The sequence below is a fragment of the Aquirufa sp. TARAVU-A1A genome (assembly GCF_054558675.1).
Genome location: NZ_JBPXKP010000002.1, coordinates 255,174 through 272,184, shown reverse-complemented (window position 1 = coordinate 272,184; position 17,011 = coordinate 255,174). Strand labels below are relative to the sequence as shown.

At 40.1% G+C, this 17,011-nt stretch carries 13 protein-coding genes and 1 tRNA gene; 10 read left to right on the top strand and 4 right to left on the bottom strand.

Going from position 1 to position 17,011, the window contains the following annotated elements:
* Genes V7S75_RS03890 through asnS form a run of 3 tightly spaced genes read right to left on the bottom strand, consistent with a single transcriptional unit; the run spans window position 1 to window position 2,466 of the window.
* On the bottom strand, window positions 1-660 hold the full coding sequence (locus V7S75_RS03890) for a DUF4290 domain-containing protein (RefSeq protein WP_377974917.1): 660 nt from the start codon (window positions 658-660) through the stop codon (window positions 1-3).
* 1 nt (window position 661) lies between these two features.
* Window positions 662-1,036: a diacylglycerol kinase family protein gene (locus V7S75_RS03885; RefSeq protein WP_459511535.1), complete on the bottom strand. Its 375-nt coding sequence runs from the start codon at window positions 1,034-1,036 to the stop codon at window positions 662-664.
* Entirely contained in the window at window positions 1,036-2,466 is a 1,431-nt protein-coding gene (gene asnS, locus V7S75_RS03880; protein WP_459511533.1) for an asparagine--tRNA ligase, read from the bottom strand. The genes V7S75_RS03885 and asnS overlap by 1 nt, the downstream gene beginning before the upstream one ends.
* A gap of 101 nt (window positions 2,467-2,567) precedes the next feature.
* Between asnS and rpoN the strand changes: the two genes are divergently transcribed.
* The 8 genes from rpoN (at window position 2,568) to V7S75_RS03840 (ending at window position 11,734) form a co-directional block, all read left to right on the top strand.
* Window positions 2,568-4,007 (top strand): RNA polymerase factor sigma-54, encoded by a 1,440-nt coding sequence (gene rpoN, locus V7S75_RS03875; RefSeq protein WP_459511531.1) that lies wholly within the window; start codon window positions 2,568-2,570, stop codon window positions 4,005-4,007.
* Between the two features lie 59 nt (window positions 4,008-4,066).
* The gene (locus V7S75_RS03870) at window positions 4,067-5,278 is read left to right on the top strand and encodes a PQQ-dependent sugar dehydrogenase (protein ID WP_459511529.1); all 1,212 of its coding nucleotides are present in this window, start codon (window positions 4,067-4,069) and stop codon (window positions 5,276-5,278) included.
* Between the two features lie 120 nt (window positions 5,279-5,398).
* Window positions 5,399-5,472 (top strand) — tRNA-Arg (locus V7S75_RS03865).
* A gap of 76 nt (window positions 5,473-5,548) precedes the next feature.
* Complete coding sequence (locus V7S75_RS03860; RefSeq protein WP_459511527.1) at window positions 5,549-6,592, top strand: acyltransferase family protein; 1,044 nt, start codon at window positions 5,549-5,551, stop codon at window positions 6,590-6,592.
* Between the two features lie 36 nt (window positions 6,593-6,628).
* Complete coding sequence (locus V7S75_RS03855) at window positions 6,629-8,539, top strand: hypothetical protein (RefSeq protein WP_459511525.1); 1,911 nt, start codon at window positions 6,629-6,631, stop codon at window positions 8,537-8,539.
* A 57-nt stretch (window positions 8,540-8,596) separates the two neighbouring features.
* Window positions 8,597-9,499, top strand: coding sequence for a glycosyltransferase family 2 protein (locus V7S75_RS03850; RefSeq protein ID WP_459511523.1), 903 nt, complete (start codon window positions 8,597-8,599; stop codon window positions 9,497-9,499).
* A gap of 1 nt (window position 9,500) precedes the next feature.
* Window positions 9,501-10,658 (top strand): glycosyltransferase, encoded by a 1,158-nt coding sequence (locus V7S75_RS03845; protein WP_459511521.1) that lies wholly within the window; start codon window positions 9,501-9,503, stop codon window positions 10,656-10,658.
* Between the two features lie 32 nt (window positions 10,659-10,690).
* The gene (locus tag V7S75_RS03840; protein WP_459511519.1) at window positions 10,691-11,734 is read left to right on the top strand and encodes an alkane 1-monooxygenase; all 1,044 of its coding nucleotides are present in this window, start codon (window positions 10,691-10,693) and stop codon (window positions 11,732-11,734) included.
* Here the strand turns inward: V7S75_RS03840 and V7S75_RS03835 are convergent.
* Window positions 11,726-12,163: an Lcl C-terminal domain-containing protein gene (locus tag V7S75_RS03835; RefSeq protein ID WP_459511517.1), complete on the bottom strand. Its 438-nt coding sequence runs from the start codon at window positions 12,161-12,163 to the stop codon at window positions 11,726-11,728. The two genes, V7S75_RS03840 and V7S75_RS03835, sit on opposite strands and share 9 nt — an antisense overlap.
* Window positions 12,164-12,312: 149 nt before the next feature.
* Between V7S75_RS03835 and V7S75_RS03830 the strand changes: the two genes are divergently transcribed.
* A complete protein-coding gene (locus V7S75_RS03830; RefSeq protein ID WP_459511515.1) occupies window positions 12,313-15,330 on the top strand; it encodes a tetratricopeptide repeat protein in 3,018 nt (1,005 codons plus the stop codon).
* Window positions 15,331-17,010 (top strand): TonB-dependent receptor, encoded by a 1,680-nt coding sequence (locus V7S75_RS03825; protein WP_459511513.1) that lies wholly within the window; start codon window positions 15,331-15,333, stop codon window positions 17,008-17,010. It begins immediately after the preceding gene.
* The last annotated feature ends 1 nt before the right edge of the window (window position 17,011 follow it).

The window sequence follows — 17,011 nt, the reverse complement described above, 5'->3', positions numbered from 1 at the left end:
TTACTTATTTTTACGGTAATTGTTATTACGATTGTTGTTGTTATTTCTGAAGTTGTTCTTCCGGAAGTTATTGTTCCGATTGTTGTTATTATTCGGGTATTCTGGCGCATTGTATGCGTTTCGCGCATTATTTGCCACTTTTGCATGACCTAAAGTCTCTTGAGATAATTCGTCGACGATGCTGCCTAATAGATTCTCCGACATGTCTTTGATGTTCTGCCAAATGACCGAATCATCCACCGTGTCTTTGTTCCAGGTCACATAGAAGCCTTTCATCAAACGAGCGATGTAGGCCACCAAAATCTTTTTATCCTCTAATTTCTCTTCTGCAATGGCACGAAGAATTAACAATTCTACATTACGACCATAATGCTTGAATTTCAAATGATGTTGGTTGTAAGCAACCTTGCGTGGTGCTTTACCTACCGACTCCGGTGATGGGGGAGGAAAGGGGCCTTGCACATCCAACTCGAAATTCGACATGATAAACAAGTCGTCCCAAAGCTTTTTGGAATAATCTTGGCTGTTGTCCTTCATGTTGGGATGAATCTGTTTCATCAAATCCACCATGATAAAGGCATATTTAGTACGTTGCTCGCGGTCGGCGATGGTCATAATGTAATTGACCAATTTTTGTACACTCGATCCGTATTCTTTCATATTAATTTGAAAATGTTAACCACATCACTACATGCGGAAATGCAATCAGGCAAAAAACCAGGATTGCCCATAAAGACATTACTAAAACAGCTCCTGCTGCATAATCTTTCACTTGTTTGGCCAAAGGATGGTGTTCTGGAGAAACCAAATTTGTTAGCCTTTCAATCGAGGTATTGATCAATTCCGCTACCCAAACACAGGCCACAGCGAGGCTAATCCAAATCCATTCCTGGGCGGTAAATTCCATGTTGAAGCCCACATAAATCACCAAGGCTGTCGCAACTAAATGTATTTTGGCATTTCTTTCCTCTTTGATCAGATTAACAATCCCATCAAGCGCATGCCCAATACTTTGATTTAGCTGTTTGAAAAACATTAAAATTCTGCCGTTTTAGGTGTTCTTGGGAAAGGAATCACATCGCGGATGTTGCTCATCCCTGTTACGAATAATACCAAACGCTCAAAGCCTAATCCAAATCCTGCGTGTGGTGCAGATCCGAATTTACGCGTTTCTAAGTACCACCAGATCGATTCTTCTTCGATACCTACTTCTTTGGTGCGTTGCAATAATTTCTCGTAATCGTCTTCACGTTGTGATCCTCCAATGATTTCGCCGATGCCTGGGAATAATACGTCCATCGCACGAACGGTTTTGCCGTCTTCGTCCAACTTCATGTAGAATGCCTTGATGTCTTTCGGGTAATTCGTAAGAATAACCGGTTTTTTGAAGTGTTTTTCAACCAACCAGCGCTCGTGTTCCGATTGTAAATCGATGCCCCATTCCACAGGATATTGGAATTTACCTTGTTTGTGGGTTTTCGATTGCAATAAGATGTTGATTGCTTCCGTGTAGGTAATGCGCTCAAAGTCGTTTTCGGTGACAAAACGCAACTTTGCAGTTAAGCTTAGTTCCGACTGCTCCTCTTTTTTCTTTGTTTTTTCTTCGTCCAATAAACGCTTTTCTAAGAATGCGATATCATCCGCACAATGGTCTAAAGCGTATTTGATACAGAATTTGGTGAAGTCTTCCGCCAAATTCATGTTGTCTTCTAATTCATTAAATGCAACTTCAGGTTCGATCATCCAAAACTCGGCCAAGTGGCGAGTTGTGTTTGAATTCTCCGCACGGAAGGTAGGTCCAAAGGTATATACCTTCGATAAAGCCATCGCTCCTAATTCACCTTCTAGTTGGCCTGAAACCGTTAAATTCGTCTCCTTACCAAAGAAATCTTCTTTGAAATCTACCTTTCCATCTTCAGTTAATGGAGGGTTCGTAGCCGGTAGAGTTGTTACACGGAACATTTCACCCGCACCTTCTGCATCCGATCCTGTAATGATAGGCGTATGCAAATAGAAGAATTGGTTTTGGTTGAAATAGGTGTGAACCGCATAAGCCAACGCGTGGCGTACACGTAAAATGGCTGAGAACGTATTCGTTCGAGGGCGTAAATGCGCGATTTCACGCAAGAACTCCAAGGAGTGTTTTTTCGGCTGTAATGGGTATTTTTCTGGGTCAGCGATCCCGTAAACTTCAATGGAATTTACTTGTAACTCGACCGATTGTCCTTGTCCTTGTGAAGGAATCAACGTACCTGTCATGGCAATACATGCCCCTGTTGTAACTAATTTCAATGTTTCTTCTGAAACAGCTCCATCAGAAACAACACCTTGTATGTTATGAATTGTGGATCCGTCATTTAAGGCAATGAAAGCGACATTGGCTGAAACGCGTTTGGTACGAACCCAACCTTTGATAACAAGGCTTTGGTTAGATGGGGATAAGGAAAGGATTTCTTTAATTTGCATAAATGATTCTCAATAGCCCTGTAATGGGCGCAATAAGCCTCAAAAATACCACAAAAAAACCGAATTTTTTCAATTATTTTTGTATTTAAATTTCAACGCTGATGCAAGGATTATCCATTAATTTATCGCAACAGCAACGACTTTCTCCACAGCAAATTCAGCTGATAAAGTTGTTGCAAATCCCGACTGCCGAATTGGCCGCGCGGATTGAAGCGGAATTAGAAGAAAACCCGGCTTTGGAGGAGGGGATTTCCGAGGAACGTTTGGAAGAAATGGAAGATCGTGAGACGGTAGATGACCTCGCAAATGATGAAATGGCCATTGATGATTATCTACAAGATGATTATGCGGGTTATAAAATGGCGGGGGATTCCTATGATCCCAACGAGGAAATGCGGGAACGTCCGATGCCCACCGTACCTAGTGCGGAAGAGTTTTTATTGATGCAAATTGGTTTTGTCATCACCAATGAGCGGGAGCGCATCATTGCCGAACAATTAATAGGTTCCTTAGAGGATGATGGTTATTTGCGTCGAAACATTGAAAGTATTGTTAATGATTTAGCCTTTACGGTTGGTTTTGAGACGGATTATCAGGAAGTTGAGTCTGTTTTATTAAAAGTCCAGCAATTAGATCCCGCGGGTATCGGTGCAAGGGATTTGCAGGAATGTTTGTCTATACAGTTGCATCGTAAGCATTTCGCCGACGAACAAGCTTTACAAGTTGCAATTCGGTTAATTGATCAATATTTTGATGAGTTTTCGAAAAAACATTATAGTCAATTGCAACAAAAATTAGGGGTTGATGATGCATTGATGAAACAAGCCATCAAAATTATTACGCATTTGAACCCCAAACCAGGGGGTAGCGAAGCGGGGGAGGTGGCACCCTTTTTGCAACCCGATTTTATTGTGAGCCAGTCGGACGGGAAATTGGATATCAAATTGAATGGCAAGAACGCTCCCGAATTACGCGTGAGTAAGTCCTTTCAAGAAATGCTACAAACCTATTCTAAAGGGGATAAGCAACAGAAAGATGTGAAGGAAGCGGTGACCTTTATCAAGCATAAGCTGGATTCTGCGTCTTGGTTCATTCAAGCGATCCAACAGCGACAGGGGACGTTGTTGAAAACGATGGAAAGTATTGTAGCTCAGCAATACGATTTTTTCTTGTCGGGTGATGAGGCGAAACTCAAGCCACTTCGCATGAAGGAAATCGCCGAAGTCATTGAAATGGATATATCGACGGTCTCTCGCGTCGTTTCAGCTAAGTCGGTGCAAACGGATTTTGGTATGTATCCCTTAAAGTATTTCTTTTCTGAAGGGATTACACATGAGTCGGGCGAGGACTTTTCAACCCGCGAGGTAAAGAATATTTTACGCGAATTGATTGAGCATGAGCCCGCAGGACATGCTTATTCGGATGAGGAATTAGAAGGTTTATTGGCTGAAAAGGGATTTGTGGTAAAAAGAAGAACGGTCGCTAAATATCGCGAGCAATTGGGGATTCCAGTAGCCCGACTTCGAAGGAAAATGGAATAAGGACACATAGGTATTTTGTGAATTTATACTACCTTGTGATTTCTAAACCTTATTTATTCATGAAAAGTATATTGCTCCTGGGCATGTTGGTCCCATCCTTGTTATTAGCTCAAGAAATTAAAGTCCCTTCGGGATTCCGTGTCACGGAAATAGCCAAAGATCAAGGTTCTGCGCGTCATATCACCGTTTCGAAACAAGGGCATGTGTATGCTAAATTATCCAAATTAAAAGATGGAAATGGAATCGTCCAATTGAAAGATACCGATCAAGATGGCGTTTTTAATGAACAAACCTTGTTTGCTTCCTATTCAGGAACTGGCATCATGATTGATGGGGACTATTTATATGCCTCATCGAATAAAGGGGTATTCCGTTATGCACTTAATGCAAAAGGTGAGGTAGCAGATTTTAACAAACCTGAAACAATCGTCGATGGTTTACCTGATCATGGTCGGGATAATGCCAAACCATTTGTTTTCGATCAAGGCAAAAAACATATTTATATAACGATCGGATCTTGGAATGACCCTTGTCGGGTCCCTGGCACAGGCCAAGGCATGAATCCTTGTGCGATCTTAGATTCAGCAGGTGGAGTTTGGCAATTTGATGCGAACAAATTAAATCAAGGATTCAAAGATGGTGTACGTTATGCCACGGGATTGAAAAATGCGGTAGGGATTACTTGGAATCCACAAACACAGAGTCTTTTTGCGATGGCCCATGGCCGTGGACAATTCCACGATTTTTATCCGCAATATTATACACCCCAGCAATCGCAGGAATTACCTGCTGAGGCCATGTATGAATTCAAAAAGGCAGGTGATGATGCCGGTTGGCCCTATATTTATTATGACCAAAAACAAAACAAGAAAATGCTTGCTCCAGAATATGGCGGTGATGGAAAGAAAACGGGAGGTGAAAAAGCGTTGAACCCTGTGGTCGCTTTTCCAGCTCACATGGGGCCGAATGATATCTTGTTTTATCAAGGGAATCAATTTCCTGCGCGTTATAAACAAGGCGCATTTATTGCCTTTCATGGTCAATCATCTGAGTTGAAGAAAGGCTATCTTGTTGCTTTTGTTCCCTTTAAAAACGGTAAGCCAAGTGGGAAGTGGGAGATATTTGCAGATAATTTTGCTGGAACGGATTTGGCAAAACCGACGGGACCTATTCAACACCGACCTTGTGGATTGGCGGAAGGACCGGATGGTTCGTTGTATGTCAGTGATGATTTAGGGGGAAGTATCTATCGGATTCAATTTAAAAAATAGGAGCAATTGCTTGTGAACGATACACTTAGATTGCCAAGGCGTTTGTTCAGATATTTTTTTTCGATTGATTGTTTCGATTTTTAAAAACTATTTCTACCTTTGCAGTCCCGAAAGGGCAATGGTTGCGTAGCTCAACTGGATAGAGCATCTCACTACGGATGAGAAGGTTTGGGGTTCGAATCCCTACGCGACCACTGATTATAGACCTGCACGAACGTGTGGGTCTTTTTTGTTCCTAGCATTTTTTTCAGGGGATGATTTCATTTTCGCATGAAAAATAAATTAAATAAACTCGAATCAATTAGAGGATTTGCGGCAATTTATGTTGTCTTTCATCACATGTTGCCGCATGTTGAATTATTGGGCTATGACTTGACTTGGGTATTTAGGTTTGGGCAAGAGGCAGTTATTTTGTTCTTTTTACTTTCGGGTTTTGTTATTGGCTACTCGTTTTCTTTTAATCCGGATAAATCATTCAAAACCTATTTTAATAAACGATTCTTACGGATTTATGTTCCGCTGATTTTAGTTTTTGGTGTTGAATATGTTTCGGGGGATTTATGGCGTTCGATGGATTTAAAATCATGGGATATGATTGGTAACCTATTGATGCTTCAAGATTTACCCGCTTTAAAACCACATGTGATCGTAGCTCCCTTCATGGGAAATTCACCTTTATGGTCATTGTCCTACGAATGGTGGTTTTATATGTTGTTTTTTCCGTTGAATAAGTATGGGAAAAATCATGCGTCATTGATTGTCGGTGCTGTAAGTATTTGTGCTGCATTGACCTATGTAATTTATCCCAATTTTGTAAATCGGGAATTGATGTATTTCTGCATTTGGTGGTTAGGAGTTGCAGCTGCACGATTATATGTTCAAGGAGAGCCTATTTCCATCATGCAGTTAAAAAATGAACTTATGCCTGTTTTTGGCATTACGCTAATATTATTGGTGAACGCGCTTTCGATGGGAGATTTCAGTCATTGGGGAATTCATCCATTGTTGGAATTAAGGCATTTTGCATTTTCCTTGATTGTCCTATTTTTCGCTATGCAATGGAAGAAATTAAATTGGTATGGTTTTGTGGTATTCGGTTCGCTCTTTACTTGGATTGCGCCTATTTCTTATGAGATTTACATTTCACATTATTTAGTCATTAGACGTTCCCATTATTTTATTTCAAATTTCACGAGTCCCTCTCTAATTTTCTTGGTGGAAATTGTAATTTGTCTAGGTTATGCATTGCTCATCCATCAAATTTATAACTACTTAACTCGTAGATTAGGTTCTTATTTTAGGCTAACTCGTTAAACTTCATTTATTTGGCATATTAATTCACTATTTTCCTTGCAATTCACTAATTCCTTCATCGAATTTTTTCAAAAACCAGTAACTCGGAACTGGCATTTCTGGCTGTATGCGTTTGTGCTGGTATATCTTACTTTCCCTTACTTGCGCTTGTTTGAAGAGCCGGGTTTGGGTTTAGATCCTTCTTGGCAGATTGCATTGAATTTATTGCGCGAAAAACAAGGTGTCTGGGGAAAGGACTTTGTGTTTACTTATGGGCCGTTGGGCTCGTATATTTACCGACTGCCCATTCATGTGCCTGCCTGGAAGCAATTGTGCTATGATGGTTTTTTCTTTCTGAATCTCATTTATTTTCATGCAACTTGTTTTCCGAAACAGGCCAAATATTATCATTTGATTTTATTGTTCTGCTTCAACTTGTGTTCATTTGAAATGATTGGGGAAACTACGGCATTTCTGTGGATGTTTTTGGGGATGTATCATGGTTTTGTGGCACTATATGCTGAAAATGAGTGGAAAAGAATTTTTTCGCTCGCACTATCTTTTCTCTTATTAGGCATAATCTTTTTTACGAAAGCCAATTATGGAATTATCGTTTGGGCATTTTTGGCAGGATTAATTGTCGTGATGCTTATTCAAAAAAGGCTAGCCTGGTATAGGGGGTTGGTGATTGCCAGCATTTTTGTGTTGTTACTAATGGCTTGGGCTTTTTACCTAAATACGGATTTGCTGCTGTATGTGACTACGAGTTTACATATTATTGCCAATTATAATGCGGGCATGTCCGTCTTCCCCGACGCATTCGAGAAGTTGACCGCCTTAACCTATGGCATTTTCATTTTGCAGGTAATAATCACCTTATACTTCGTATTGAATGTATATAGAAAAACATGGTCTGAATACTTTTTATTGGCAACAGGACTCGGGATATCGTTCGTTTTGTTGAAATATAGCTTTGTGAGGGCTGATTCTGGGCATTTTACGGCATATATCAAATTGATGACTTATGTGTGCATCTTGATTTATGCTTTCACGGAGCAGCTAAGCATGAAGCGTTTATACTTATGGCTCATGCCCATTTTGTTTGCTTTGTATGCATGGGTTTATGTGCCTTTGGTTGGATTCACACCACTTGGAATCTGGCACGGAATCAAATACCGTCCGTATATTTTAGCCAATTATTTTCAAGGTAAACGTGAAGTAGGAGCAAGCGGGCCCAAACTGCCCGATTCATTTCTCCGAAAGATTTCGGGGCATTCTGTCGATATCATTCCCTTTGAGATTTCATGGGTAAATTCGAATCACCTGAATTATGCACCTCGACCTACGCTTCAGAGTTATTTGGCTGGAGATCGCTATTTGGATAGTTTGAACGAGGTCTTTTTTATCTCAAAGAAAGCGCCCGAATTTATCATTTATGGATTGGAGCAATCGAGTTTGAAGTATCCTTGGGCGGAAGAATCTTTCACCCAAAAAGCCTTGTTGCAGCATTATGAGATTGTCGATTCGAATGATTCTTTGTTGCTATTTGCGCACAAACCCAATCATCGGAAACTTCGTTTGGTCTATACGCGGTACGCAAGTCATCGATTGGGTCAGCCGATTAAACTAGGGGTTTTGCAAGCTGGATATTTGCGCGAAAGTATCTTTGAACCCGCGTATAGTTCCCAAGGGAATCTTGTTAACCTGTTGTTTCAGCCTCCCCAATTAATGGCAGAACTAACTTCAGGTGAGCATCGTGAACGCGTTCGTTTTGCCCCTAATTTGATGAAAAAAGGATTTTGGTCCAATAGCTTGATTTTGAATTTAGCACAAGCCAAAGCTTTCTATACGCAACAAGCCGACTCATCCAACACGTTGGAATCAATTAAATTTAGCGAGGGGCAATTTTTTCATGGAGGATTCAAAACCGAAATACTTGTCACGCATCGTTACTACAAGATAGAATAAATATAAATGCCTTGTGAATCCACGGGCTAATGGTAAATTTGTTGAAATTCTAGGTGCATGAACCAAATTACGGCAATCATTTTGACGTTTAATGAAGAGAAACACATTGCTCGCTGCATAAAAAGCTTGCAATCCGTTTGCTCACGTATCTGCATCATCGATTCTCTCTCCACGGATCGTACCATCGAAATTGCCAAAGATTTAGGGGCTGATGTTTTCTCCCATGTATGGGAAAATAATTATGCCAAACAGCTGAATTGGGGAATTCAGGAAGCCCAAATTCAAACGGATTGGACCCTGCGAATCGATGCGGATGAATATTTGACGGAGGAGTTGCAGCAAGAAATTCAGCTCAAATTGGGTGGACTTTCTTCTCGTATTTCGGGAATCGAATTTACGCGTAAGGTATTGTTTAAAGGTAAATGGATTCGTTTCGGTGGTTTTTATCCGATTCACTTGTTGCGACTTTGGCGTACTGGAATGGGGGCCTGTGAACAACGTTTGATGGATGAGCATATCGTGCTATCGCAAGGGGAAACCATCCGCTTTTCAAAACATGTCGTGGATGAAAATCTTAATTCGATTCACTGGTGGGTAACGAAGCACAATAATTATGCTCGTAGAGAAGCTGCCGACGTATTAAATCAAAAATATCAGTTTTCTTATACAACGGATTTGTCTGCGGCAGGAAATAGCCAAGCGCATACGAAAAGGGCGGCCAAGAATAGTTTCTACAACCGAATGCCACTGGGATTGCGTGCATTGGCTTATTTTATATTTCGCTTTATATTCCAATTAGGTTTTTTAGATCATCCGAAAGTCTGGGTGTTTCATTTTATGCAAGGGCTTTGGTACCGTTTACTCGTCGATGTAAATATTTATGAAGCCGAAAAAGCCGCACAAAAAGATCCCGTACGCCTGAAAAATATCATCACGTCGGATTGGAAGATTGACTGTTAGCATGAATCAAAAAGAACATTTATTGCATTTGTGTTCCTATTCTTATGAATCAGGAGGGCCTGCAAGTGTCATTTTGAATCATTCCCGGTTTCAAATAGAATCTGGTATGGATGTGACGATCGCGAGTTCCATGGATCGTGCTCATCACCCATATCCAACCGCTCCCGGTGTCCAACTGGAAATATTTAATCAGAGTGCTTTTTCCCGAATTCTCTCCGAATTCTCATGGTCCTTGTTTTTCTGGTTCATTCGAAATCGTAATACTTTTCAATACGTTCACATCCATGGTCTCTGGTACTTTGGTGCGCTTTTGCCTTTCTTAGTTCCCAATAAGGCCAAGAAAATTGTTACGGTTCATGGCTTTTTAGACCCTTATGCATGGAGTCGTTCCGCGTGGAAAAAAAAGTTGTTGTGGAATTTGATGCAAAAACGCTTTTTGCGTCAAGCTGATATGATTCATGTGATTAGTCGGGAAGAGGAACAAATCCTCCTAAATTTATTCCCTGATTTGCGTTCCAAAATCGTATTTATTCCAAACGGAATCGAAGACCCTAAATCAGAGTCCCATGCAAATCCGTCACCTGAATTTGTTCAGCGACTTGCGGAAATTAAAGCGAAGTCTTCCTTTGTGTTTTTATTCTTGAGTCGGATCAATCGGAAAAAGGGGCTTGATATTTTGGTAGAAGCCTTTCATACATTGTCTATTCAGCATGGTAAGGATGTACATCTCATCATTGCTGGTCCTCAAGATGATTATTCGGATGCATTAGCTGGGAAGTTGGCAACTTATCCCCATCAAAATATCGCGTTGTTTGATGTTGTTACGGGTGCGAATAAGGCCTATTTATTAGAGCAAGCAGATGGGTTTATTTTGCCTAGTTATTCCGAAGGTTTCTCGATCGCGGCATTGGAAGCGCTTGCTTACAATAAACCATGTATTTTAAGTACGCGTATTGGTTTTGCGACGGAATTACTCGCGGCGGATGCGGCAATGATCTGTGAGCCAAAACAAGAGGATGTTTTTCATGCCATGCAAACACTTGTTTCAGACTTGGATTTGCAAAAACGCTTAGCTACGAATGCCCGTTCCTTGTTTTTAGCTGATTATCAAATTGAGCGGGTAGCGTCTGATTTTATGATGGCAATAAAACAAGTTTAAATTGTTATTATTGAGGAAATTTTAGACTAGCTATGCGCATCCTCAAGTATTTTCTCCCCTTTATATTATTTGCAGGCGCTTGGATTTCCTATCATTCAGTAGGTATTGCTTGTTGGGGCAGCATCTTGTTCAGCTTCCTTTTTATTCCCTTGGCAGAATTATTTTTGCCGGCAGATGAGGGAAATTTATCGGAATCGGATGAACTGGCAGCAAAAAATAATCCGCTCTACGATGGGGTGCTTTATGTGGCTTTTTTCTTGCATCTGTATTGTCTTTATTCTTTTTTAAATCATGTTGCCTCGCCTGAAATTACGGCACATGATCGCTTGGGGCGAATCTTAACGGCAGGTTTATTGGCGGGTATTTTTGGGATTAATTTAGCGCATGAATTAGGGCATCGTAGCAAAAGGGTAGAACAAGGGATGTCTAAAATTTTGCTCGCTACGAGTTTATATATGCACTTTTTTATCGAGCATAATCGAGGTCATCATACGCATGTAAGTACTCCAGATGATCCGAGTACAGCGAAATACCGACAAAGCATATTCGCCTTTTATTTTCAAACGATTCCCGGGACTTACCTAAGCGCTTGGCGAATCAACAATAAAATTTTAAAGAATCAACAAGCAGGTTTTTTCTCGATTCAAAATGAAATGTTGCTTTTCCATCTTTTTCAGGCGCTATTGCTTTGGGGCATTTATGGAATGTGGGGTTTAGCTACTTTGGGCTATTTTTTAATGTCGGCAGGCATCGGTATATTACTGCTTGAGTCGGTGAATTATATTGAGCATTATGGATTAATGCGGCAGCTAAATTCAACAAATCGGTATAGCCGTGTTCAGCCTGAACATTCCTGGAACAGTAATCATTTATTAGGACGTGTTCTTTTGTTCGAATTAAGCAGGCATAGTGATCATCATTATTTAGCGTCTCGGAAATATCAAATCCTGCGTCACCATGATGGGGCTCCGCAGATGCCTACGGGTTATCCGGGTATGTTGATTTTGGCGCTAATTCCACCTGTGTATTTTGCGGTGATGGACCGACAAATGAAAAAATACGGAGTATTAAAATGAACGGACTGCTTTTACGAAGCATTTGAAGTCCTTGAAATAGGAAGCTTGTAAACCGGTTTGTAGATTATGCGTCCAAGCATTTTGTTTGTCCACCTCTGAAGATGTCCAATACCAAGAAGATTGGAAAATGCTTCCTCCGCCTACTTTTTTAAGATTCAATTTGGGGTGAATTAACTCAAATTCTTCTTTGGTAGGTAAACGCCAATCTGAAAATCCGCCAGTTTGGAGCGAATCGCAAGCTTTTTGTGCTTCATTATAATCTAGTTTACCCAAGTTCTCCACGGTCGCGATTAACCCGTGTCCATTTTTTTCGAAAATTACATAGCCGCCATTTTTAATCAATGGAAGCTTTTTGTTAGGGCTTTGAGCTGAAGTGCTCAGGAAACAGAAAGAAAGGATACTGAATATGAATAAGTTACGAATTGTCATCGAATGTTATTTGTTGGTAATATCTCCCAAAATTAGATAAAATATGTCTTAGAGGAAATTAATTTGCATTTTTATCGTTGGAAAGGAGAGATAAATTTGAAATAAAATTTGTATTATTGTAATAACCCTAGATATACATCTTTTCGTAGATGAAAAAACGATTATTTTATTTTAGTGTTTTAGTCTTAAGTGTGTTCTTTATTCAACCGTTTGAAATGCATGGTCAGCAAACGGTCAAATTGACAGACCCCTATGAGCATTTTCGTCAAGCTAAGTTATTGTTTGATTCGAATAACTTTCCGGCTGCTCAAGAAGAATTCCGTTTTTATCTAAAATCCTTACAAGAAAGCCCTTCTTCATTAAATTCTGAGCGTACCATCGTTGAATATTATATCGCGATGTGTTCGATTTATTCGATGCGTCCTGAAGCAGAAATTCAAGCGGTTAAGTTCGTGGCTGATCACCCAGAAAGTCCGTTTTCAGCTAAATTGATTACTGAAATCGGCGTGTTCTATTATGAAACAGGGGATTGGGCGCGAGCAATTAAGTACTTAAGTAATTCGGCTCAAACGAATTTAGAGCATAAATATTACCTAGCAGTTTCCTACTACAAATCGAGTCTGTACAAGGAAGCTTTAGCGCTTTTTAATCTCTTGAAATTTGAGTCGGAGGATGAATATGCCTTACCTGCAGCTTATTATGCTGGGGTTATGCATTTTCATGCCGAAAAATTCGAACAAGCGATCGAAGATTTTAAATTAGCTAGTGCTGATCCCAAATACGCCACAGAGGCACCCGTTTGGATCAGTTCTGCCTACATGAAACTAAATCGATACAATGATTTAATTGGTTACGTTAAGCCTATTTTAGCTGATAGTTCATATCAACAGTCTTCTGGGAATTTGGCTTCTATTATTGCTGAATTGCAATTTCAGAAACAAGATTTTGCCAATGCCGCCAAAAGCTATGCGGTCGTAAAAGTAAAATCGCCTGCGATGATGACGCGTGAGCGAAGCTACAAGCACGCTTTTGCCTTGTACAAATCCAAGCAATTGGATGAGGCACTTAACTTATTAGCCTCGCTCGACAAATCTACGGATTCGTTGGGACAGGAGATGGCTAAAACTCGGGCGTTAATCTTAGTCGACCAACAAAAATGGGATCTAGCTTACCAGGCTTTACAGGAAGTTGCTTCGATGCCCTTCAATAAAGAATTGGCTGATGAGTCTTATTTGATGTACTTAAGTTTGCTGCAGCAAAACCAGCAATGGGCTACATTACTTAAAGAAATTAAAGCGTATCAAAAGCGCGTTCCTCAAAATAAGCATGGAGAATTATTGGTTTCTATGGCTGTGGATGCCCTTCAGAAACAAGCGATTTTGTCATCCATGGAGGATTTCATGTTGAATTTCCCGGTGGGGAAAGTGAAATTCCAGGAACTTTATCAAGCCACTTGTTATCAAATAGCTTCAAAGGCTTATGATAAACAGGAAGATCGAAAAGCTATTACCTACTTTAAGAAATCACTAGACTTTTCTGTCAATCGCGAGATGGCATGGTATGCGCGCTATGCATTAGCGGAGATGTTAGCTCGATCCAATAAGAATTCAGATGCGATAAAATTGTATGTTCCTTTGCTTGCCGAGACATCATTGCCTACGGGTTCTCGGGAATTAAGCCAGCGAATCCGTTTGAGTTTAGCACATTCCTTCGCATACATTACGATGTACGATCGTTCCTTGCAATATTTTGAGGAATATGTAGCCAATAAATTAGATGGCCGTCGTTCCGTGGAAGATTTACGTAATTTGGCTGAATTATCCATTGCGAAAGGAGATTTGCCTGCAGGCCTCAAATATTTCGATGAAGCCATTCTTCAGAATACAACTCAAGCACCTAGCTTATTAGAACGAAAGGCATCAATTCTTTTCAACCTTCGGAAATTCAAAGAGTCGGCTGAGGTATATCAAACTTACAGTGCTAAATTCCCGAATGACCCACAAGCGGATAAGATGTTTTATCAAAGCAATGTAGCATTAGCACGTTTGCAAAAAACAGAAAGTTATGCGGCAGTTATTCGCAATACGAGCCAATTTATCCAAGAAAAATCGACTACCAATCCGCTTTTTGCCCCTTTCTTATTGATAAGGGCTCAAGCCTATGAGAATACAAATCAATGGTTTTTAGCCATGGATGATTATGTACAAATTGTAAGAAAGTTTACGACGGATTCTTCCGCCAAAGAAGCCATCATTGGTGCGAATGAATTATTGAAAAAAGCAGGTCGACACAGCGAGGCGATGGAATTGTATCACTTATATGCTAGCCAACATGGCGATGATCCAAGCTTAGCGGATCAATGGTTTGATATTTGTACAGAGATGTTCCAGCAAGCTAAATATAAATTAGTTGTTCCCGAACTTGTTCGTCTGATTCAAGAATATCCGGCTTATGGTCAATCAGATGCTTTGAATTATATGTTAGGGGTATCGACTTATCACACCAAAGATTTTGGAAATGCCTTGATTTACTTGAAGCGTAGTCAGCAAGGAGTTAGCTATGCAAATAAATCCCAATGGATGATTGCTTTGATTTATGAAGAGCAAAAGCGTTCGGATTTAGCAATCAGTCAATTGGTCGATTTAAAAGCCAATATGCCTTTTCAAGATACCCTTATGCTTGATGTGCAGGATAAATTGAAACAGTTATACGGCCAACAAAAGAAGTTTGATTTACTTAATCAGCTTTGGAACGATTTAGATGCTTCTGATTCGTTGCGTAAAAGTCAATGGGCCTTAGAAATTGGGCAGTTTGGCTTGGATGCCGTTGACTATGAAATCGCAAAACAATGGTTTGTTAAGTCGGTCAATTTTAATCAAGATGAAGTTGGCGCCAAAGCTGCTTTGGCTTATGCTAAAGTATTGGCTTTGCAAAAAGACTACAAACAGGCCAATGAATGGCTAGTGCTTCAGTTTGTTCAAGCCGACAGTCGTTATTATCATTTACCAGATGCAACGGTAGGTTTGGCCTATCTAGCTATGGCGGATAATTTTGTTCTACTTAAGAATTATGCGCAAGCCAAGGTGATTTTGCAAAGTATTTTAGCCAACTCGTCGGATGATGCCATTAAAGTATTAGCCAAGAAAAAAATGGAGGGAATTCAATAGATGAAGCAGATCATTTTACTTTTTATTGGCCTGATTGGATTGCTTAACCTTACCTATGCACAAGAATCGCGTATTGATCGTTCTACGATTACAATCCCGAATTCTACGCGCGCGGTCATGAATTTAAAAGTTACAGACAGGTCGTATTTGCCCATGAAAACTTTTGGTCAATCTGTATCGACTCCTTTGGTTGTTAAATTAAAAGAATCTGCTTGGGCAATTGATTCTTTGCCTAAAATTGAGGCACCGGCTCCCCAGGAAATGCGATCAGATGAGAACAATAAAACAGCTTACGGTGAGAAGTTTAAAAATGCAATCCTTTTCGGATTAGGCAATTATGGGCATACATTATTTGATTTTAACGTAAGCCAAAGTGCGAAGGAAAATAAATTCTTAGGCTTGTATTTGCATCATGATGCCAATCAGTTTGGTCCTGTGATGGCGGATTATTCAGCGAGAAGTCAAAACCTAGCGCGTTTGGAGAGCCGTTCCTTAGGTCGGGTGAATTATTGGGAAAGTACATTGGAATATAAGATGTTCTCTAATTACTATTATGGTTTAGCTGAAATACCTTCCTATGTAAAGGCTAGTGATCTTTTAGCGTCGTATACACAGATGAGTGCCAAAGGTAAACTGAGTAGTGCTAAGAAATCGGCTACATCCGATTATGAGTTGAGCATTCAAGCGGATCAGTTAACCAATCCTCAAGAATTGAACGAGCGTATCATCCAAGGCCATGGCATGTATGCCCATGCGATGTCGGAGAAACTACGATTCAAGTTAGTGGGTGATTATATTTATTCTGAATTCATCCCCAATGCGACCCTGCAAAAATGGAATCGTAATTTGTATCGTTTAAACCCTCATTTAGCCTATAAAAGCTCACGCGTTAGTTTGAATGCTGGCTTTATGTTTGTGACGGAATCAGATGATCCCTTAGTAGAGAAGACGAGTGTTTTTCCAATGTTGCAGATGGATTTTGGCGCTTCAGATTACATTCACTTGTTTGGTGGTGTGGGTGGCGATGTGCAGTTTAATTCATTCCAAAGTTACTTGAAGCAAAATCCTTGGATGCGTGTACCTAGTCAATTAAAGAATACGAATCAAGTTGGCCATGTGTATGGTGGGATTAAAGGAATTGGTGGGAATAAAGTCGTGGACTTTGAAGCGCAATATGATTATGCTGAATATTCCGACTTGCCTTTCTTTGTCAATGCTGTTACGGCACCCAATAAGTTTGATGTGCAATACCGCGGGGGATTAGAGAAAATTCAAGTCACTACGATTTCCGGTAACCTAAATCTGAATTTCACTTCTCAGTTTACATCGAGTTTTAAGTTTAATCATGTTATTTATGAGTTATTGGGTGTGAAGTTTAATGCACCGCATGTTCCTGCAACCAGTTTGTCATGGATTAACTCTTGGCGCATTTCTCCTAAAATCATGATTGCCCCTGATGTGTATTGGATGAAATCACTTTTTGCCTTAGAACCTGTCAAAAATCAGTTAATTCAGATGGATGATATTTTGGATGTCAATTTGAAAATAAATTACTTTATCAAACGAAATTTGAATATCGGTTTGTCAGGCAATAACCTCTTAGGTAAAAACTATCAAAAGTATTATCAATATCAGGTTCAAGGCTTAAATGCAACCTTATCATTAGCTTATTCTTTCTAAT

Bases quoted from the DNA above. Each gene is read 5' to 3' on its own strand.
- V7S75_RS03890 (WP_377974917.1), bottom strand. From the start codon at position 660: ATGAAAGAATACGGATCGAGTGTACAAAAATTGGTCAATTACATTATG.
- V7S75_RS03885 (WP_459511535.1), bottom strand. From the start codon at position 1,036: ATGTTTTTCAAACAGCTAAATCAAAGTATTGGGCATGCGCTTGATGGG.
- asnS (WP_459511533.1), bottom strand. From the start codon at position 2,466: ATGCAAATTAAAGAAATCCTTTCCTTATCCCCATCTAACCAAAGCCTT.
- rpoN (WP_459511531.1), top strand. From the start codon at position 2,568: ATGCAAGGATTATCCATTAATTTATCGCAACAGCAACGACTTTCTCCA.
- V7S75_RS03870 (WP_459511529.1), top strand. From the start codon at position 4,067: ATGAAAAGTATATTGCTCCTGGGCATGTTGGTCCCATCCTTGTTATTA.
- V7S75_RS03860 (WP_459511527.1), top strand. From the start codon at position 5,549: ATGAAAAATAAATTAAATAAACTCGAATCAATTAGAGGATTTGCGGCA.
- V7S75_RS03850 (WP_459511523.1), top strand. From the start codon at position 8,597: ATGAACCAAATTACGGCAATCATTTTGACGTTTAATGAAGAGAAACAC.
- V7S75_RS03845 (WP_459511521.1), top strand. From the start codon at position 9,501: ATGAATCAAAAAGAACATTTATTGCATTTGTGTTCCTATTCTTATGAA.
- V7S75_RS03840 (WP_459511519.1), top strand. From the start codon at position 10,691: ATGCGCATCCTCAAGTATTTTCTCCCCTTTATATTATTTGCAGGCGCT.
- V7S75_RS03835 (WP_459511517.1), bottom strand. From the start codon at position 12,163: ATGACAATTCGTAACTTATTCATATTCAGTATCCTTTCTTTCTGTTTC.
- V7S75_RS03830 (WP_459511515.1), top strand. From the start codon at position 12,313: ATGAAAAAACGATTATTTTATTTTAGTGTTTTAGTCTTAAGTGTGTTC.
- V7S75_RS03825 (WP_459511513.1), top strand. From the start codon at position 15,331: ATGAAGCAGATCATTTTACTTTTTATTGGCCTGATTGGATTGCTTAAC.